At 43.0% G+C, this 17489-nt stretch carries 20 protein-coding genes, 1 other RNA gene and 1 pseudogene; 13 read left to right on the top strand and 9 right to left on the bottom strand.

All coding sequences use genetic code 11. The annotated features are described in order from the left end of the window. Positions 1–30 precede the first annotated feature (30 nt). From MiAbW_RS12355 to rsmH, 10 genes and pseudogenes are all read left to right on the top strand, one after another. Positions 31–1653, top strand: coding sequence for a GUN4 domain-containing protein (locus tag MiAbW_RS12355; protein WP_238707273.1), 1623 nt, complete (start codon positions 31–33; stop codon positions 1651–1653). Positions 1654–1921: 268 nt separating this feature from the next. Then, on the top strand, positions 1922–2155 hold the full coding sequence (locus MiAbW_RS12350; RefSeq protein ID WP_002775448.1) for a DUF433 domain-containing protein: 234 nt from the start codon (positions 1922–1924) through the stop codon (positions 2153–2155). A gap of 192 nt (positions 2156–2347) precedes the next feature. After that, positions 2348–2599 (top strand): hypothetical protein, encoded by a 252-nt coding sequence (locus tag MiAbW_RS12345; RefSeq protein ID WP_151696360.1) that lies wholly within the window; start codon positions 2348–2350, stop codon positions 2597–2599. Then, positions 2592–2891 (top strand): hypothetical protein, encoded by a 300-nt coding sequence (locus MiAbW_RS12340; protein ID WP_002769520.1) that lies wholly within the window; start codon positions 2592–2594, stop codon positions 2889–2891. Before MiAbW_RS12345 ends, MiAbW_RS12340 begins: the two co-directional genes overlap by 8 nt. Before the next feature lie 29 nt (positions 2892–2920). Further along, on the top strand, positions 2921–3133 hold the full coding sequence (locus MiAbW_RS12335) for a hypothetical protein (RefSeq protein WP_151696359.1): 213 nt from the start codon (positions 2921–2923) through the stop codon (positions 3131–3133). Then, a complete protein-coding gene (locus tag MiAbW_RS12330; RefSeq protein ID WP_061433426.1) occupies positions 3120–3392 on the top strand; it encodes a type II toxin-antitoxin system RelE family toxin in 273 nt (90 codons plus the stop codon). The genes MiAbW_RS12335 and MiAbW_RS12330 overlap by 14 nt, the downstream gene beginning before the upstream one ends. 122 nt (positions 3393–3514) lie before the next feature. Further along, a pseudogene (locus MiAbW_RS20775) lies at positions 3515–3604 on the top strand (hypothetical protein); the annotation flags it as partial. Between the two features lie 49 nt (positions 3605–3653). Next, the gene (locus MiAbW_RS12325) at positions 3654–4619 is read left to right on the top strand and encodes a DNA cytosine methyltransferase (protein ID WP_151696358.1); all 966 of its coding nucleotides are present in this window, start codon (positions 3654–3656) and stop codon (positions 4617–4619) included. A 308-nt stretch (positions 4620–4927) separates the two neighbouring features. Further along, on the top strand, positions 4928–6439 hold the full coding sequence (ilvA, locus tag MiAbW_RS12320) for a threonine ammonia-lyase, biosynthetic (protein WP_151696357.1): 1512 nt from the start codon (positions 4928–4930) through the stop codon (positions 6437–6439). Between the two features lie 30 nt (positions 6440–6469). After that, positions 6470–7351, top strand: coding sequence for a 16S rRNA (cytosine(1402)-N(4))-methyltransferase RsmH (gene rsmH, locus MiAbW_RS12315; protein ID WP_151696356.1), 882 nt, complete (start codon positions 6470–6472; stop codon positions 7349–7351). A 115-nt stretch (positions 7352–7466) separates the two neighbouring features. On the opposite strand, the gene MiAbW_RS12310 is transcribed toward rsmH, so the two are convergent. Beyond that, positions 7467–8633 (bottom strand): pyridoxal phosphate-dependent aminotransferase, encoded by a 1167-nt coding sequence (locus MiAbW_RS12310; protein WP_151696355.1) that lies wholly within the window; start codon positions 8631–8633, stop codon positions 7467–7469. Between the two features lie 9 nt (positions 8634–8642). After that, positions 8643–9033: a transfer-messenger RNA gene (ssrA, locus tag MiAbW_RS12305) on the bottom strand. 894 nt (positions 9034–9927) lie between these two features. On the opposite strand from ssrA, the gene MiAbW_RS12295 reads away from it, so the two are divergent. Beyond that, positions 9928–11556 (top strand): cation:proton antiporter, encoded by a 1629-nt coding sequence (locus tag MiAbW_RS12295; protein ID WP_151696353.1) that lies wholly within the window; start codon positions 9928–9930, stop codon positions 11554–11556. Here the strand turns inward: MiAbW_RS12295 and MiAbW_RS12290 are convergent. The 4 genes from MiAbW_RS12290 to MiAbW_RS12275 all read right to left on the bottom strand — a co-directional run bounded on the left by MiAbW_RS12290 (position 11513) and on the right by MiAbW_RS12275 (position 13351). Further along, positions 11513–12229, bottom strand: a complete 717-nt coding sequence (locus MiAbW_RS12290) for a potassium channel family protein (protein WP_151696352.1) — start codon at positions 12227–12229, stop codon at positions 11513–11515. The two genes, MiAbW_RS12295 and MiAbW_RS12290, sit on opposite strands and share 44 nt — an antisense overlap. A 68-nt stretch (positions 12230–12297) precedes the next feature. Further along, positions 12298–12705, bottom strand: coding sequence for a ferredoxin (locus MiAbW_RS12285; RefSeq protein WP_002747586.1), 408 nt, complete (start codon positions 12703–12705; stop codon positions 12298–12300). Next, entirely contained in the window at positions 12705–13091 is a 387-nt protein-coding gene (locus MiAbW_RS12280) for a DUF1257 domain-containing protein (RefSeq protein ID WP_002731926.1), read from the bottom strand. The genes MiAbW_RS12285 and MiAbW_RS12280 overlap by 1 nt, the downstream gene beginning before the upstream one ends. 44 nt (positions 13092–13135) lie before the next feature. Then, positions 13136–13351, bottom strand: coding sequence for a DUF2997 domain-containing protein (locus MiAbW_RS12275; RefSeq protein WP_002752708.1), 216 nt, complete (start codon positions 13349–13351; stop codon positions 13136–13138). Positions 13352–13661: 310 nt separating this feature from the next. On the opposite strand from MiAbW_RS12275, the gene bioU reads away from it, so the two are divergent. Continuing rightward, positions 13662–14663, top strand: coding sequence for a (S)-8-amino-7-oxononanoate synthase BioU (gene bioU / locus MiAbW_RS12270; protein ID WP_151696351.1), 1002 nt, complete (start codon positions 13662–13664; stop codon positions 14661–14663). Here bioU and MiAbW_RS12265 read toward each other — a convergent pair. The 3 genes from MiAbW_RS12265 to MiAbW_RS20115 all read right to left on the bottom strand — a co-directional run bounded on the left by MiAbW_RS12265 (position 14660) and on the right by MiAbW_RS20115 (position 17011). Then, the gene (locus MiAbW_RS12265) at positions 14660–15586 is read right to left on the bottom strand and encodes an RluA family pseudouridine synthase (RefSeq protein WP_151696350.1); all 927 of its coding nucleotides are present in this window, start codon (positions 15584–15586) and stop codon (positions 14660–14662) included. The two genes, bioU and MiAbW_RS12265, sit on opposite strands and share 4 nt — an antisense overlap. A 242-nt stretch (positions 15587–15828) precedes the next feature. Next, entirely contained in the window at positions 15829–16170 is a 342-nt protein-coding gene (locus MiAbW_RS12260) for a phage holin family protein (protein ID WP_151696349.1), read from the bottom strand. 37 nt (positions 16171–16207) lie between these two features. Further along, on the bottom strand, positions 16208–17011 hold the full coding sequence (locus MiAbW_RS20115; protein ID WP_238707272.1) for a hypothetical protein: 804 nt from the start codon (positions 17009–17011) through the stop codon (positions 16208–16210). A gap of 74 nt (positions 17012–17085) precedes the next feature. Between MiAbW_RS20115 and MiAbW_RS12250 the strand changes: the two genes are divergently transcribed. Further along, a complete protein-coding gene (locus tag MiAbW_RS12250) occupies positions 17086–17475 on the top strand; it encodes a hypothetical protein (protein ID WP_151696348.1) in 390 nt (129 codons plus the stop codon). Positions 17476–17489 lie beyond the last annotated feature (14 nt).

Here is a 17489-nt window from a genome sequence, read left to right as displayed (position 1 = left end):
TGTTAATCTTCCCACACTTGTCAAACGGCTATGAGTCTCTGTCTCAATCCCGATTGTTCGCACCAAAACACCCCCACGGATAAATTCTGTCATAAGTGCGGTTCTCAATTACTGCTCAGAGAACGTTATCGAGCGCTAAAATTAATCGGTCAAGGGGGTTTTGGTAAGACATTTCAAGCGATAGATGAAGATAAACCCTCAAAACCCTATTGTGTGATTAAACAATTTTTCCCGTCAGCGCAGGGAACAGGAACTTTACAAAAAGCAGCAGAATTATTTAAAGAAGAAGCGATTCGTTTAGATAGTTTGGGAAGATACCCACAAATCCCCGAACTTTACGCCTATTTTACCGGTAATGATGGGCGACAATATCTCGTCCAGGAATATATCGAAGGACAAAATCTCGAACAAGAATTAAAACAGGAAGGAGTATTTAACGAAGCCAAAATTAAACATCTTTTGTCAGAGATTTTACCGATTCTAGAATTTATTCATAGTAAACAAGTAATTCATCGCGACATTAAACCCGAAAATATTATTCGCAGAAAAAGCGATAATAAATTGATTTTAGTGGACTTTGGTGCGGCAAAATTTGTCAGTCCTTTAAATCGTTCCATGACGGGAACAATTATCGGTTCTGCCGAATATATTGCCCCAGAACAGGGAAATGGCAAGGCAGTTAATGCCAGTGATTTGTATAGTTTGGGTGTAACTTGCCTTTATTTATTAACTGGAATATCTCCCTTTGATTTATTCGATGGGGGGGAACACCAATGGGTATGGCGACATCGGTTGGTTAATAATCCCGTTAGTAATGAGTTAGGGAATATTCTGGATAAATTAATCAAGTTTGGTACGAAAAGACGCTATCAATCAGCGTCGGAAGTGTTGCAAGCTTTGCAGATAAAAACATCAGTCTCTATACCCCAGACAACTATTCAAAAGCCTGTTAATCCCGTTATTTCCGTTCCCCAAACTCCCCCATCTATTCAGCTTAAAAGTGCAAAAGGAATCGATTATCGGAGGCTAGAAGATTTATTAAAACGGCAGCAATGGAAAGAAGCGAACGAAGAAACCACGAGAGTGATGCTACAGGCTGACCGCACAAAAAAAGGATGGCGACGGGTATGGGATATCGATAATTTTCCCTGTGAGGATTTGCGAACCATTGACCAATTATGGGTGAAATATAGTAACGGTCGCTTCGGGTTTTCCGTGCAGGCGAAGATCTATCGCGACCTCGGCGGGACGCGGGAGGGAGTATGGAAGGTCTGGAACGCTTTCGGAGATAGAGTAGGCTGGCGAGAGAATTGGCTATGGATAACTTACGGACAAGTCACTTTTGACCTAAAAGCACCCCTAGGACACCTCCCTTTTGATGACGCCTCGTATGAGAGTTTGGGGTCGGTTTACGTGAGGTTGTACGAGTTGTTTTGTGTGTTGATCTTGTTAGGGTTTTGTTTTCTTTTGGGGGTTGGGGGGGTGTGGTTGTGGGATTTGGGGTTTTTTCATGGGTTTTTTCATGGGTTTTGGGATGCATTGATGGAGTTGTTGTGGTGGGTGGCTTATGTTAGTGGGTTAATCGGAGGGACGATAGGAATCTATCTTTTATTTCACGGTGTAAAGCGGCTTCTCTCGCGTCGAGACCCGTAAAATGTAACATATAAAGGTTACAGCCTCGTAGGTTGGGTTGACGCAAGGAAACCCAACAAAGAGTAACCTTTGGAGTTGTTGGGTTTCGCTTAAACAATCAAATTGAGCCATTTTCGACCCAGTATTGTTTCGCTCAACCCAACCTACAATAATTGCTTATATTAATTTCTGATTAATTGCCAATTCATTGCCGACACAAGAGTTAAAGCGATAACAATTCATTGCTGTATGTAACAATATAAGAGGAGTTTATCTCAGGAGTTCCACAGTGATTAAAGAGCTAGACCGTATTACTGTTAATCCACAAATATGTCTTGGACAGCCAACGATTCGAGGAATGCGTATCACTGTGGGATTTGTTCTGAAACTGTTGGCTAGTCAGTTATCTATTCAGGAAGTCTTAGAGGCTTATCCAGAGTTAGAGGAGGAAGATATTCGTCAGGCTCTTAATTATGCAGCTTGGGCTGTATCCGATTATATCGTTAGCTTCACTTCGGCATGATTTCTTATTTCGAGGCTCTGCCTTGGAACACCATATCTAAGGCTCTGCCTTAAACCAGTATTCAGGTAGAAACTGAAGGGAGCGTTCCCTGGTAGAACATGGGAACGGGATAAAATTGTCAAATCCATATCTTCTCGTGAATCGATTAAAATATAGTTATTAATTAATATCCATCTCACAACAATTTAAATCATGAAAGGTATTCAGTATATTGTCGATGAAACAGGAAAAAAAACAGCAGTTGTTATCGATCTAAAAGAATGGGGTCAACTGTGGAATGAGTTTTATCAAAATTTACTCGATCGCTCTCCCGTAAACGAAGACTGGATAAATCGATCGCCTTTTCGAGAAAAATTAGATCAAGCTCTGACATGGAATGCCAATCATCCACCGCAGTTATCAGATCTAGAATCCCTAGAGAGCAAACTTGAAAATAATGAGTAAGGTTTTACTTGATCTGAACAACCCGATTTTTCAGCGAGATTTATTCAATTTACCCAAAAGTGAAGCATCATCCGCTCTGAAAACTTTCAGGAAAATTTCTCAACTAACTTGGGAGCAGTTATATCAAGATCAAGGATTAAAATGGGAGAAGATTAATTCTAAAAAAGGTCAAAAAGGAGAAAACTTGTACAGTTTTAGAATCACGCAAAAATGTAGAGCAATTGCTGCTAGAGAAGGTGATTATTTACGAATACTTTCTTTACATTCCGATCACGATTCAGCTTATCAATAATAATCTAGAGAACTTTTAGGGAAAACCAAATGCTAGAAATTAACAAAAGCTATGTATTAGACAAAGATCAAAAGCCGATTGCCGTTCAGATTTCCATTGCTGAATTTGAAAAAATCGAAGAAATCCTAGAGGATTACGGACTAGGAAAACTCATCGAAGAAGTTGAAAATGATCAAATCCTAGACAAAGAAAAAGCCTTACAATATTTAGAGTTGCTTAAAAATAAAAATGTGGAAAGTTGAATACAACAAGAGATTTTTAAAAGAATTAACCTCTTTGCCAAAAGACATACAATCTCGTATTGAGTTGATCGTATTTTCCGAGTTAGAAACTGACAATCCTTTTGAATTAGGCTATCTCGATAAAATGAAAGGACATAAAGATAAATATAAAATTAGAGTTGCAGATTATAGGATTGGCCTGACTATTGATAAACCCAATCAAACCATCATCTGTCAACGGGTCGCACATCGTAGAGAAATTTACAAAACTTTTCCTTGATAGAAAGATACTGCTATCTTTATTTGTCAGTTGCTTATCTTTTCTCTACCAACCGATATACCTATTCCGATCACGATTCAGCTTATCAATAATAATCTAGAGAACTTTTAGGGGAAACTCCAATGCTAAAAATCACCAAAAACTATTTATTAGACAAGGATCAAAAGCCGATTGCCGTCCAGATTCCCATTGCTGAATTTGAAAAAGTTGAATAAGTTAAAATCAAAGAGAATATCCCTATCGCTACAATCTCAACTATCGATGAATCTCCTGAAAGATAGTAAAAAAATTCGTTTTATTGACCTCTTTTGTGGTTTAGGAGGGTTTCGAGTTGCGATTGAACAAGTTTGTTGCAAAAAAAACTTAGAATCTGATTGTGTTTTTTCCTGTGATATAGATAAAGATGCTCGGTCAATTTATCACGCTAATTTTGGCGAACAACCTCAAGGAGATATTACCGAAATTGCTGCCCTAGATATTCCCAATCATGATATTTTAATGGCGGGATTTCCCTGTCAACCCTTTAGTATTTGTGGTGATTTAAAAGGATTTGAAGATACCAGAGGCACGCTATTTTTTGAGATTGCCCGTATTTTAAAAGTCAAACAACCCGCAGCATTTATTCTGGAAAATGTCAAGCAATTGCAGGGACATCAACAGGGAAAAACCTTAGAAGTTATTCTCGATACTCTGCAAGATTTAGATTACTATACCGATTATCGGGTTTTGAATGCTCTTAATTTTGGTTTACCGCAAAAACGGGAACGGATTTTTATCGTTGGTTTCCGAGAAGCGCGGCGTTTTATCTGGCCAAAACCAGCTTTATCTAGAACAAGTTTAACGGAAATATTAGAGGAAAATGTTTCGGATTTTTATTATGCTTCCGAAAAAATTCAAAAAAGTCGCCTTCTGAAAAGAGAGGGAAAAAAACCTTATAGTGAACCGACTATCTGGCACGAAAATAAAGGAGGTAATGTCAGTGCTTATCCCTATTCCTGTGCCTTGCGAGCAGGAGCATCCTATAATTATTTGTTAGTGGATGGGAAAAGACGTTTAACAGAAAGAGAAATGCTACGTTTACAAGGTTTTCCCGATGATTATCAAATTGTCGGCAGTTATCAAACTATGCGAAAATTAACGGGTAATAGTGTGGCGATTTCCTGCGTAGCAGCTGTGGTTAATTCTGTGATCGAGTCTTTGTTGAATATTCATCCAGCTTCAGGGTAGCGGGGAGCTTTTTTCAGTGTTCAGTAAACAGTAATCAGTGAACTGATAACTCGCATCTGATCACTGATCACTGATAACTCGACCGAATCTAAGACCTAATTGGTTAAGCTAAAAGCTTTGATGTGCTTAGTTTCTAACCTTCTTTTTAGGTAGGAGAATTGTCAGATTCTGTCTTTTGCCCCTTGCCTCTTGCCTTCAGAAGCTGATAACTGATTCAAGGCTTATCGCTCTTTATTGCTAACCGGACAGACGATGATCTATTCTGGATCCTAGCCTGACTCGCCAATCCCCACCGCCAAAAAAGAATAATGTACTGCGATTACCTGGTTCAAATCCTCACCGCACGCGTTTACGATGTCGCCCAAGAAACCCCCTTGGAACTTGCCCCCAATCTCTCCCAACGCTTGCACAATCAGCTTTTACTCAAGCGCGAGGATATGCAGTCGGTTTTCTCTTTTAAACTGCGCGGCGCATACAACAAAATGGCGCATTTGTCAAGAGATTTGTTACAAAAAGGCGTAATTGCTGCTTCGGCGGGAAATCATGCCCAGGGAGTCGCTTTGGGGGCGCGGCAATTGGGAACCCAAGCGATTATCGTTATGCCTGTCACCACTCCCCAAGTCAAAATCGACGCGGTAAAAGCCCGGGGGGGAATTGTCGTCCTGTACGGTGACACCTACGATGATGCCTACACCTATGCGCGGCAATTAGAAGCGGAAAAAGGCTTAACTTTTATCCATCCCTTCGATGACCCGGAGGTAATCGCCGGCCAGGGTACGATCGGTATGGAAATTTTACGACAATATCAGCAACCGATCGAGGCGATTTTTGTTGCTATTGGTGGCGGTGGGCTAATATCAGGTATTGCAGCCTATGTCAAGCGTTTACGCCCAGAAATTAAAATTATCGGGGTGGAACCTGTGGACTCAGACGCGATGAATCAATCCCTAAAAGCCGGTTATCGGGTGCGTTTGTCCCAGGTGGGATTATTTGCCGATGGGGTGGCGGTGCGCGAGGTGGGAGAGGAGACTTTTCGTCTCTGTCAGCAGTATGTGGATGAGATTATCCTCGTGGATACGGATGATATCTGTGCGGCGATTAAGGATGTTTTTCAAGATACACGCTCGATTTTAGAACCTGCGGGGGCGTTAGCGGTAGCAGGAGCGAAAGCTTATGTAGAAAGAGAAGGAATTGAGAATAAAACGCTCGTTGCTGTGGCTTGTGGGGCGAATATGAACTTTGATCGTCTGCGGTTTGTGGCGGAAAGGGCGGAATTAGGGGAACGGCGCGAGGCGTTGTATGCTGTGACTATTCCCGAACAACCGGGCAGTTTACGCCGTTTTTGCGAATGTGTCGGCAAACGCAATTTAACCGAATTTAGTTATCGCATTGCCGATGAAAAAGAAGCGCATATTTTTGTCGGCGCCCAGATCGAAAATCGCAGCGATGCCAAGAAATTATCCGAGAGTTTTGAAGCTTGCGGCTTTAAAACCCTCGATATTAGCGATGACGAATTAACTAAATTGCATCTGCGCCACATGGTGGGAGGGCGATCGCATTTAGCCGATCATGAATTATTTTATCGCTTCGAGTTTCCCGAACGACCGGGGGCTTTAATGAAATTTGTCGCCTCCATGAGTCCCCACTGGAATATCAGCGTTTTCCATTATCGCAATAACGGGGCCGATTACGGGCGCATCGTCGTGGGCATACAGGTCCCCCCCGATGAAATGAATCAATGGCAAGCTTTTCTCGATACTCTCGGCTATCGCTATTGGGATGAAAGTCAAAACCGGGCCTATCAGTTATTTTTAGGGTAAATCGCCATTTTCAGGAAGTGACAAGTACAAATGAATCAAGATTTTCCCCATATTTCCGTTTTGAGTCAAGAATTAATCGCGGGTTTAAATATTCAACCCGGGGGGCATTATCTCGATCTTACCCTAGGCGGTGGTGGACACAGCCGCTTGCTTTTAGAAGCCCATCCCGAAACCACAGTAACCGCCATCGATCGCGATCAAAGCGCCCTAGAAGCCGCTAAAATTAGTCTCGCCCCCTATCTAGATAGCCGTTTAACCCTCTGGTGGGGGAACTTCGCCGATTATGACGGACAAAATAGCAGTTTTGATGGCATTATCGCCGATTTAGGAGTCAGTTCTCCCCAATTCGATCAGAGCGAGCGCGGCTTTAGTTTTCGCCACACGGCAGCCTTAGATATGCGCATGGATCGCTGTCAATCCCTGACGGCAGCCGATATTATTAACCATTGGCAGGAAAAAGAATTAGCGGATCTTTTTTATCAATACGGAGAAGAACGTTTATCTCGTCCTATTGCTCGCTCGATCGTCCAAAAACGTCCTTTTACTACCACCACTGAATTAGCAGCTGTCATCGCTAGTTCTGTCCCCGCTAGTTACCGTTATGGACGTATTCATCCGGCAACGCGGGTTTTTCAATCCCTACGCATCGCTGTTAATCAAGAATTAGATTCTCTGCAAAAATTGTTAAATCAAGCCCCCCACTGGCTAAAATCCGGGGGAATTATCGCTATGATCAGTTTTCATAGTCTAGAAGATCGTCTGATCAAGTATGGCTTTCGCGAAGATAATTCCTTGAAAATTATCACGAAAAAGCCGATTATCCCCAGCCGGGAAGAACAGGCTAAAAATCCTCGTTCTCGTTCGGCTAAACTAAGAATAGCCCAAAAGATAGAACCAGAGGTTATCCTATAGCATTTATCTTAATAGTGAGGTACAAACTCTCTGGTTTTAGGGAGTCCTTATCTTTAGGAGAAAGGCTGTGGTAAAGTAAAAACCAAGAAAGAAAACCAGTATTTATTCTTGAAAATCACTGACTAAAATAACGCAGTCCCTTCACCAATCTTTCTACTGCCGCTAAAGCTGTTTCTGGAGATAAAGCACCGTAGGCAAGACGCAAATAACAGCCCTCTGTTATCCCAAAAGTTGAACCGGGTAACACCGCCACCCGCTGCTGCTCAATTAAACTTTTAACTAACTGAAAATCATTCTTGTCCGTGGTAATTTTCAGGAAGAAATAAAAAGCCCCTTCCGCAGTGGCAACATCACAGATATCGCCGATTGATTCGAGAGCATTCAGGCAAATTTCTCTAACTTGACTGATGGTTTTTAACTGTTCTAAAGGATAGCTTTTACCCACCTGTAATGCCCCTAGTGCCGCGTATTGCGAAACCACCGGCGGACAGATTAAAATGGTATCCTGAATCTTATTAATCGCCTCAGATAAATGTTCTGGTACTACCATATAACCAATCCGCCAACCGGCAAAACCGTAGGCTTTTGAGAGACTAAATAAGGAAATAGTCCAGGATTCACTGCCAACAATTGCCGCCGAGGAAAAGTGGCGGGCATGGTTATAGGTAAAATACTCATAAGCCTCATCATGAATGTGATAGATGCCCTTTTTTTGACAGATTCGATTGACTTCTCTTAGGGTATTTTCTGGATAAACTACTCCCGTGGGGTTATTAGGAGAAATCGTCACCACTGCCTTAGTTTTTTCCGTGATTGCCTCTTCAATGGCGGCTGGACGCAATTGATAATTTTTGTCTGTGGCGACCAAAATCCCTTGACAATCAGCCATTTTTATGGCCATTTCATGATTGAAATAAAAGGGCGTGTTGAGAATAATTTCATCCCCTGGGGAAGTAATGGCTAAAATAGCATTCATAAAAGCCATATTACTGCCCGCCGTCACAAAAATTGCCTGTTTATCGCTGATTTCTATCTGATTATCTTCGGCTAGTTTTTCCCGAATTACCCTTAATAAGGAGGGAATTCCTGCCACAGATTGATATTGATGATTTTTGGGATTAGCTAAAAATAAAGAAATACATTCGATCGCCTGCCGGGGTGGATCATAGGAAACAATCCCTTGACCTAGGGAAATAGTACCCGGGTTCGCTTTAATTAATTGACCGACCACGGGAATGATCGGTGTTTGTACCCCGTCCATGCGGGAGAGAAGGTTTTTCATTAAACTAATCAATGGAGCCGAGCAGAGTCGAACTGCTGTCCAAATTAGGTATTGACTGTCCGTTCATTCACAGGTTTAGTTTCGATTACCCTCGAAACGGGGACTGTCACTTATCCCGGACAGTGGGATGCTCTAGTTAAAGCTTAGACGGTTAACTAACTAGAGAAAGTTAAACGTGGCATCCGTTGGGGGTTGATCCATAGTCCTTAACGGAGTCAAACTATGAATGCTCGAGTCGATTAGAGACTATTAGGCAGCTACAGGAGCGGCTTTACGAGCGAAAGGAACGATGTTGTTCGCATTTACTTTTTGTTTGAGCCTTTGATTTACGAGAGGAGACTCACTCTCGACCTGTATCACGGGGGAGCTTTCGCTAACCTGTCGAAACCGTTACGGCCCCTTGTGCTTACATTCTGATTATAGCATATTTTTTGATTAAGCTAATTTCGGCTCAATTGGGATTTTTCTGATCTTCCCAGGCGTTAGAGCTGGGCTAGATCGGTAAAAAGGGTTTTTATCGCTGATTTTTCTGCAATAGCATCGCTATCAAAGAGATAATCCATCAGGTTCTCTCCTCCAAGATATTATCCAGTTCTTCGGCTAATTATTCTGAATCTTCCCAATTTTCGGTTAAATTCGCCAACTTTCTCCTAATTATTGATTGCCTCGGTGTGAATTGCCACCTATCAACAATCTATCTCTTTACCACAATTTAGGCATTTTGTCAAAAAAAATTTGACTTTGCAACAAAACTACACAAAAATTAGATTAACGTTGTTAGGGAAAAAAGGGATAATTGGCGAAAGTGTTTGGTTTGGCTAAAAGGGAAAGTCTAGATTTAGCAATGGTTTCAAGGCAAGCTAGACCTTGAGAAGTCCAAAAAAGCACAGAAAAAACCACCATAGCATAATTCGAAATTATACCAAAATCGCTGGAAGTATTGTCACCTCGTAAATAAATAGAAATTATTCTCAATAAATTCTTGAGTAAAAATAAATATTACCAATTGTAAATTTAAATATTTTTAAGTATTGAAGATGTTTGTATATAAAATACTTATCATTTTGCCCCGATTGCCTCTAACTTTCCCCTCCCCACAGCAATCACCGGGTAAATAGAAAATTTCTCATTCTTTCTCCTAGAGATGAAGTACAGACTAATCCTTACTCATCAAGTATTTTAGCTACAATAACTAACCTCATCTTTCTGAGAAAGGCTGTAACTGCCATAACCTCCCTTATATTATAAAAATAGCCAAGTTCTTAATTCTTGGTAAAACCGAGAATATCGTCTTATGAGGGGAGAATTATTAGTAGCCTGGGCAGCACAACAAAAATCCTTGGATAGCAGTTCTGCTGTGAACAGCCAAACGGTGGGAGACATTCCTGAACTGGTTCTTATCTTAATCCTGCTGCTACTGATTGCCACTGCCGTGGCCCTAGTAACCCAGCGATTACGCATTTCCTATGTGGCAGGTTTGGTGTTAGCAGGATTACCGATTACCGATCTGTTATCCCGTCGTATTGGCTTAGATCCGTTTTTAGTGCTTAACCTTTTTCTGCCGATTCTGATTTTTGAAGCGGCGATTAATACGGATATCAGCCGTCTTCGCAGTACCTTTAAACCGATCGCACTGCTCGCAGGTCCCGGCTCGGTTTTTTCTGCGGCGATTATTGCAGTTCTGGTAAAATTTGGGCTGGGGCTAGATTGGATTCCCGCCTTACTGGTGGGAGTGATTCTAGCAAATACCGATACTGTCTCGATCATTGCTGTCTTTAAAGAAATTCGGGTTCCCTCTAGGCTCTCGACTATTGTAGAAGGGGAAACACTATTTAATGATGCAGCCGCACTTGTCACCTTTAATTTGCTCTTGGTGATTTACGCAACCGGAACCATCAGCACCACACAAGTCATCGAGGAAGTGTTGATCGTTGCTCTGGGTGGGGGATTAGTGGGCGCTGTCCTAGGCTACCTGTGTCTGCCCATCTATGTGCGCTTACGGGATCCGCTGAGTAGCCTTTTGCTTACCGTTGCACTTGCCTTGGGAGCTTTTCAACTCGGGCAGTTTTTGGGTGTATCGGGAGCGGTGGCGGTAGTTATTGCCGGACTTGTCTTTGGTAACTTGGGGCTGCCTCGCAGCGCCTCTGCATCCGATCGCATTACCCTGATCAGTTTTTGGGAATATGCCGGTTTTATCGTCAATACCTTTATTTTTCTGCTTATTGGCATTGAAATCAACCCCTTGACCCTATGGCAAACCTTGCCATCGATTGTGCTGGTCATTTTGGCTTATCAATTGGGGCGTATTCTGTCAGTGTATTCTTTACTATCGGTACTTCGCTGGATCGATCGACCAATCCCCTTACGCTGGCAACATATTCTGATTTTGGGCAACATCAAGGGTTCCCTCTCCATGGCCCTAGCGGTTGCCATTCCTTTGACTCTAACAGGGAGGGAATTGATCATCGAGCTAGTCTTTGGGGCTGTGTTATTTTCTCTGGTTATCCAAGGATTAGCCTTACCCTGGTTAATTAAAAAGCTCAATATTAGTCAGGTTTCGGCAGTAACCCAGGAGATTGGCCAGTTGCAGCTGCAGTTGATCGCGTCGAAAGCGGCACAAGATGAGTTAGCCAATTTACTGAAATCCGGCGTTTTACCGAAAGCAGTGTACGAAGAACTGTGGGCATCTTATCAGGCAAAAGTGGCGGTATCGGAACGGGTGCTGCGGGATGCTTATAATCAGTCTCGATCGGGGCAAAAGGAGCCTAACAACAGTCAGTTAGATGCCATTCGACGACGATTGTTCCTCGCTGAGAAAGCAGCCTTGAGCGATGCACTTCGCAAACGCATTGTACCAGAAGATTTAGTACAATTCTACGTTAAAGGTTTGGATGAGAAACTTCTATCGTTGGACGATGATTAGTTTGAATGCCGAGGTAATCGATCATAGGTTTGACGAATTCCGGACGAGTGACCACGAGAATAGTTGAGCCTGCTTCTAGGACGGTATTGCCGTTGGGAATCTCTAAACTGGCGGAAGGATGACACTGATAGCCAATAATCAGCGAACCGGTCGGAAAGTTGGCATCTTGAGCGATTTGGGCAACGGTACGCCCAGCTACATAACAATCCTTGGGGACGGGCAGCTTTAGCACCTCCACTTGTCCCTGTTCAAAGTGCATCATCGATTCTACTTCGGGGTATTCGATCGCATTGGCCATGGTGGCAACGGCTAAATCAATCGTGCTGATGATGTGACTAGCTCCAGCAAGACGATAGGCCTCGAGAAATTCGCGATCGCACATTCTCACCACAATATGGGAAATGCCATAACTTCTAGACAGGGTGACTAGGGCTAGATTCATGGCATCGTCCCTCAGGGCGGCAACAACCGCGTTAGCTTGTCGAATCCCCGCCTCTAGCAGAACTTTTGTGCTGACAGCACTCCCCTCAAAGGCCATGACACCGATTTTTTCCCGGGCAAACCGACAAGCTAAAGGATCCACATCAACGATGGCGACGGTGTGTCCCAAGTCTAAAAGTTGTTGGGCTAAACCTAGCCCCACCATTCCCGCCCCACCAATTAAAACGTACATAGTCGCTCTTTACTTAACAAACATGACTGCTAGGAAATAATAGGTGGATGAGGATGCACCTATCCACCCTAGATATCTAAATCTGCGGGGCTAAATTTCTTGTGAATCTGAGGAAAACCTAACTGTTTAATCACTTGATGTTTGCGTTCTTCCTCAAGGGACGACAACTGATTATAATTAACCCAGTGAATACAGTTAACCGGACAAGTCTCGATCGCTTCTTGAATAATTTCTTCTTCGTCACCGTCCTGATTATAGACGCGAGAGCGACCGTATTCACCTTCAATAAAAAAGGTATTGGGGGCAACGTGGGCGCAGTGTTTACAACCAATACAAGTGACCTCATCGACGTAAACCGCTTTCTGGCGCAGTAAACCGCCCAATTCTGGTTCAAAACCGGTGCGATCGGGGGAATCTCTTAGGAATCCCCCTAACTCTGGTTCAAAACCAGAGCGTTCGGGAGAAAAATCAGCCATTAGGCACTCCAACGTTGTACCACTAGACGAATGGAACCATCAGTATTTTTTTCCTGTGCTGCCACCTGAAAACCCTGTTTAGCAGTTTCTGCCAGAATGGTGTGGTAGGCATAACCTTGATTTACTTTTCTTAAAAATCCTTCTACGGTTAGGGGTTGTTGCCAGTATTGTAAATCGGCAACTAACTCGTACTCGTTACCATTCCAGCGAAAACCGATATCGTAATTGTTATCTTGCTCGATTACCACCTCTGCGCTTAAAGTTTGACCTTGATAACCTTTGACGGGGTGGGAACCCTCTTTCCATTCCATCCCCATATCGCTCAGGGCGGCTTTTAGGTAGGATAGATCGCGGATTTTGGTTTTGATATTGCTAAAGTGTGACATGGTTTTTCAGTGGCTTAAATAAAGGGATTGGGAAAGATGAAAAATTACCAGTCGCTAAAAGTGGCTGCGTTGCTGACTTTCTCTGACTGGCTGACGGTTTGATGGTAATAATCCGAGGTTTTCTCCTGAGACATCAGCTGCCCGAGTTGTGCCTCGATCGCCGCCGTCACCTCTTGACAAGACGAACCGACTATGCCTGTCACCTTTTCCATGACGCGACCATCGGGATAGATGATAAACTCTAGGCTTTCCATGCTCATAGGTCTTCTCGGCGTGATCTGGGGTTTGCAAAGCTCCCTATCGTTTTAATTTACGATAGTTTGCTAATCGTAGCAATCTGGTTAAAATTTTAGCAAAACTTTATATTATCTCAGCCAACCACTTTCATTTTTTGTAAGTTTCCCGTAACTTTTCTTCATCGTCAAGGGCGAACCTTGACCCAGGAGGCATAATTTAACAAAACTACACAAAAAAGACGACCTGAAGCGATAAATTGAAAATAAAGGAGATGCAACGGCGAACCACGACCGCCGAGATCATAGAAGTTTGTCTATAGGAATCAGAACAAATATGAATAAACAAATAGCCAGCGATCGCCTTCGGATCGGTGTTTTAGGTTTTGGTGGTTTGGGACAGGCTGCCGCTAGAATTCTCGCCCCCAAACAGGAAATGCTCTGGACTGCCGCCGCCGATAAAGCTGGTTTTGCATACCATAAAGACGGTCTAGATGTCAATACCTGTAACAAAATTTATCATGACCGGGGTTCGATCGGTTATCTGGAAAATTATGGCAGTCTCAGCCAGAACAGTATCGAGGAATTAATCAAAACTGCCGACGTAGAAGGTTATTTCCTCGCCTTACCGAATTTACCTAACAATTTCATGGCCGATATCGCTAAAACCTTCATTCGCTTAGGTTGGCGCGGGGTTTTAGTCGATGCCCTCAAACGCACCAGCGCCATGGAACAAATCTTAGCACTACAAGCAGACCTAGAAGCCGCCGGCATCACCTACATGACCGGCTGCGGCGCTACCCCCGGACTATTAACTGCAGCTGCCGCCCTAGCTGCCCAGAGTTATGCAGAGATTCATAGCGTTAAAATTACCTTTGGCGTGGGAATTGCCAACTGGGAGGCTTATCGTGCCACTATTCGCGAAGATATCGCCCATTTACCCGGTTACGACCCAGAAACAGCCCGCCAGATGAGTGACGCAGAAGTGGAAATGCTGTTAAATAAAACCAATGGCATTCTCAGCCTCGAAAATATGGAACACGCGGACGATATTATGCTGGAATTGGCTGGAATCTGTGGACGCGATCGGGTTTCCGTCGGGGGTGTGGTGGATACGCGCAACCCGAAAAAGCCCTTAAGTACCAATGTTAAAGTCACGGGGCGGACTTTTGAAGGCAAAATTTCCACCCATACCTTCACTTTAGGTGATGAAACCAGTATGGCAGCTAATGTCTGCGGGCCAGCTTTCGGTTATCTGAAAGCGGGGGTTTCCCTGCATCGTCGCGGTATCTACGGATTATGGACCGCAGCGGAGATTATGCCGCAATTTGTACGCTAGGGGTTTCTCTGCCGTAAAATAGCTAAAACTTTCGGGAAAATAGCGGGTAAGGGAGCGATCGCTTCTAGGCTCTCTCCCGTGACCGGATGTATTAAAATTAAACGATGGGCGTGAAGTAATTGCCCAGGTAGATTAATCCCGATGGAACGACCCGAACTATAGAGGGGATCCCCAAGAATCGGATGACCGATATGGCTGCTATGAACGCGAATTTGATGAGTTCTGCCAGTTTCTAGGCGAAATTCCATTAAGGTGTAGTTGCCTAGTCTTTCCTTGACTTGCCAGTGAGTGACGGCATTTCTACCGCCTTTTTCCACGGCAATAATAGCCATCTTTTGGCGATCACCGCGGTGACGACCGATCGGCAGATCAATTGTACCTGTTTCGCTTTTGGGGACACCGTGGACAAGGGCTATGTATTCCCGGCGGGCAGTTTTGGTTTTTAATTGTGCCTGTAGGTGTTGATGGGCCTGGTCGGTTTTGGCAATAACGATCGCACCCGTGGTATCCTTATCTAGGCGGTGAACTATGCCAGGGCGTTGAATTCCACCGATTCCGGCTAAATTGGGGCAGTGATGTAGTAAAGCGTTGACCAAGGTTCCCGATTCGTGGCCGGGGGCCGGATGAACCACTAAATCGGCAGGTTTATTGATAATAATCAGATAGTCGTCTTCGTAAAGAATATCAAGATCGATCACCTCGGCGGTTAATTGCAGGGGTTGACTGTCGGGAATGGTAATCTTTAGGCGATCGCCTTGAGCAACTTTAGTATTTTTATTAGTGCAAATTTGACCATTTAACTGTATATATCCCTGTTCTATCAGTTTTTGCAGCCTCGATCTCGATAAATCGGGCAATTGTGACCCCATCCAAGCATCTAAACGTTCTTTTTTTCCCGCAACTTCTAAGTTTAATTGGTTCATCGATTTTTAGTTATCAAGGTGTAGGGTGATTTTAACAGTAATTGAACTTGATCTGGCTGCTTGAGATGGAAATCTTGGGATTAAATTTTCCTGATTTTTAACGACCAAAGCACTGGCAAATCAGTAGATATTTACTCATACAAAAAAAATAGAGAGACGTTGTTATAATCAACGTCTCCACATTAGGAATTAATCAATCAGAGTAAGCCAAGCTGTTGTTAAAAACCGAATTATTGCCCAATTTAGTCACCGAAAATGCTATTTAAAACTCCTGAAACGATCGAAACCACGATCGAACCGAATAAAGCAGCAAAAAATGATTCTACCTCAAAACCACGGATAAAATAGGAGGCTAAAGAAAAGGAAATAGCATTAACCACAAAAATAAATAACCCTAGGGTCAAAATAGTTAAAGGCAGGGTAAAAAGAATCAACAGGGGTCTAATAATAGCATTAATTAAACCCAAAGCGACAGCAGCAATCAAAGCCACGGTAAAATTTTTAATTTCTATACCTGGTACTATTTGCGCTGTAATCAATAAAGAGACGGCGGTAATCAACCAACGGAGGAAAAAAGACAACATAAGCCCATCCATCTAAGATAGTTCATCCTCATCTATTTTAATCGCTATCGCCACTTAAAGGGATGCCAGTTTTCAGGGGATGGGAACGAAAAGTGACATTGATTCCTTCTTTTGATTGTTCTAATACCAATAAAGGAGTCGGTTTCGCTTTTTCATCCCAACTCATTAAAACTATTTGTCCATGAATAGTTGGTTGCCAATTAGCTTGATCTGAGTCCGCAGAAAGAAAGGTTTCTATACAATTAATAATCTCGTTAACGGTAGTGGAACTGGTTTGGGTGGGCAGTTTTGTCAGTTCAATCTGAATCCGAAATAAAACCCCTTTATTCCATTTTCCTTCCTGTGCTTCCACTTCGTAGGTGACATCAAAAGTTTCATTAATCTGTCTTCCTGCACCGACAATTCCTCCAGCATTTTTGGCTGTATTTGGTCTTAAAGCTTCGCCGATTAAGTTAGTTACCTTCATCTTAATCTGGTTAACAATGACGGAACGAAAACCCGCCTCATCCATCCTCATCCGCAAATAATCGAGATTAAATACCCTAGAATAGACAAGATCGGGGTCGGTTTCCATTTTTTTGATGGTATGAAGTGCTAACTTCAACTTTTTTTTAAACTCTTTACTTTTAAATTGTTCAATCCTAACTTCTTTTTTGATCTGTTCTATTTGGAATTTGCCGTAAATAATTAAACCGATCAGAGCAATAGTTAAGGCAATTGTGCTATAAAGCCAAGGCGAATTGGAGGGAGAGATTTCAACCGCCGGTTCAGGAGAAGGAACTTGGACGATGGAATTTTCTTGAGAAAACACCGATGGACTCGAAAACCAGAGAGGGAACATAGTTTCAGTTACACTGATAATAAACAGGAAGATTTGATCAGACTATCACTCCCAGAAAAGAGACAGAACTAAATATGATATCTAGAAAGAATTTTAGCCAGAACCGGCCAAGACCAATCGGTACAACGAGAATCGTTCAAGGAGCAACTGCTATTTTAATCTTAGGGAGTCTGCTTTCTCTCCTCTTGGTACAACCTAGTTTAGCATCTCCTGATCCACCTAATTCGGTAATCGAGGCCGCCCGTCAAGATTTGAGTCAGAAAACCAAGATAGCCGTTAATCGCTTGCAAATTCAAGCAGCACAACGACAAACTTGGCCCGATGGTTGTTTAGGATTAGCTAAACCGGGAGAATTATGTACTCAAGCACTGGTGGCAGGATGGCGAATCATTTTGACTGATAACCAAAAAACTTGGGTTTATCGCACCGATAGCAGCGGCGCTAATCTCCGCTTAGAAAAGTGAATTTCTCTTGACAT

The sequence above is a fragment of the Microcystis aeruginosa NIES-4325 genome (assembly GCF_008974145.1).
Taxonomy (GTDB): Bacteria; Cyanobacteriota; Cyanobacteriia; order Cyanobacteriales; family Microcystaceae; genus Microcystis; species Microcystis aeruginosa_G.
This window is presented reverse-complemented; position numbering and strand designations above follow the sequence as displayed.

Coding starts and splice junctions, on each gene's coding strand:
- MiAbW_RS12355 (WP_238707273.1), top strand. CDS start 31: ATGAGTCTCTGTCTCAATCCCGATTGTTCGCACCAAAACACCCCCACG.
- MiAbW_RS12345 (WP_151696360.1), top strand. CDS start 2,348: ATGAAAGGTATTCAGTATATTGTCGATGAAACAGGAAAAAAAACAGCA.
- MiAbW_RS12340 (WP_002769520.1), top strand. CDS start 2,592: ATGAGTAAGGTTTTACTTGATCTGAACAACCCGATTTTTCAGCGAGAT.
- MiAbW_RS12335 (WP_151696359.1), top strand. CDS start 2,921: ATGCTAGAAATTAACAAAAGCTATGTATTAGACAAAGATCAAAAGCCG.
- MiAbW_RS12330 (WP_061433426.1), top strand. CDS start 3,120: ATGTGGAAAGTTGAATACAACAAGAGATTTTTAAAAGAATTAACCTCT.
- MiAbW_RS12325 (WP_151696358.1), top strand. CDS start 3,654: ATGAATCTCCTGAAAGATAGTAAAAAAATTCGTTTTATTGACCTCTTT.
- ilvA (WP_151696357.1), top strand. CDS start 4,928: ATGTACTGCGATTACCTGGTTCAAATCCTCACCGCACGCGTTTACGAT.
- rsmH (WP_151696356.1), top strand. CDS start 6,470: ATGAATCAAGATTTTCCCCATATTTCCGTTTTGAGTCAAGAATTAATC.
- MiAbW_RS12310 (WP_151696355.1), bottom strand. CDS start 8,633: ATGAAAAACCTTCTCTCCCGCATGGACGGGGTACAAACACCGATCATT.
- MiAbW_RS12295 (WP_151696353.1), top strand. CDS start 9,928: ATGAGGGGAGAATTATTAGTAGCCTGGGCAGCACAACAAAAATCCTTG.
- MiAbW_RS12290 (WP_151696352.1), bottom strand. CDS start 12,229: ATGTACGTTTTAATTGGTGGGGCGGGAATGGTGGGGCTAGGTTTAGCC.
- MiAbW_RS12285 (WP_002747586.1), bottom strand. CDS start 12,705: ATGGCTGATTTTTCTCCCGAACGCTCTGGTTTTGAACCAGAGTTAGGG.
- MiAbW_RS12280 (WP_002731926.1), bottom strand. CDS start 13,091: ATGTCACACTTTAGCAATATCAAAACCAAAATCCGCGATCTATCCTAC.
- MiAbW_RS12275 (WP_002752708.1), bottom strand. CDS start 13,351: ATGAGCATGGAAAGCCTAGAGTTTATCATCTATCCCGATGGTCGCGTC.
- bioU (WP_151696351.1), top strand. CDS start 13,662: ATGAATAAACAAATAGCCAGCGATCGCCTTCGGATCGGTGTTTTAGGT.
- MiAbW_RS12265 (WP_151696350.1), bottom strand. CDS start 15,586: ATGAACCAATTAAACTTAGAAGTTGCGGGAAAAAAAGAACGTTTAGAT.
- MiAbW_RS12260 (WP_151696349.1), bottom strand. CDS start 16,170: ATGTTGTCTTTTTTCCTCCGTTGGTTGATTACCGCCGTCTCTTTATTG.
- MiAbW_RS20115 (WP_238707272.1), bottom strand. CDS start 17,011: ATGTTCCCTCTCTGGTTTTCGAGTCCATCGGTGTTTTCTCAAGAAAAT.
- MiAbW_RS12250 (WP_151696348.1), top strand. CDS start 17,086: ATGATATCTAGAAAGAATTTTAGCCAGAACCGGCCAAGACCAATCGGT.